This window comes from Halioglobus sp. HI00S01, assembly GCF_001635445.1.
GTDB classification, from domain to species: Bacteria; Pseudomonadota; Gammaproteobacteria; order Pseudomonadales; family Halieaceae; genus Halioglobus; species Halioglobus japonicus.
Map to the genome: position 1 here is coordinate 1 of NZ_LWEE01000087.1, position 378 is coordinate 378.

Sequence of the window (378 nt, forward strand, 5' to 3'; positions counted from 1 at the left end):
TGGACAGAATGCTGTCGGCGCAATTTATTGTCAGCCCGACCTACGGAACCCGGGCGACAACCACGCTGTGGCTGGATACCGAGGGCCATGCCAGCTGGCGTGAAACCAGCTTTGACGCCAGCGGCGCTCCAATTGGCCAGGTGGTGGAGCGATTAACGCTCAGCAGCTAAAAAGCTCAGGCCACCGGGCTGTGAGTGAATTTAGCCATGCCGTGGTCGGCGAGGAATCCTTCCAGGCGACGGTGGATAGCGCTTGCGTCATCCATACCCAGCACCTCGTCGAGCAGATCACGGGCTTCTGTGAGATTGATATTGCGCAGCGCTTGTTTCACTTTAGGTAGGCTGGTGGCGTTCATGGACAGGATGTCGTAGCCCATGG

At 58.2% G+C, this 378-nt stretch carries 1 protein-coding gene; it reads right to left on the reverse strand.

What is annotated here, in order from left to right; translation table 11 throughout:
- Positions 1-175 precede the first annotated feature (175 nt).
- Positions 176-378: hypothetical protein (locus A3709_RS12590; protein ID WP_066055018.1), on the reverse strand; the 203-nt coding region annotated here is incomplete at its 5' end.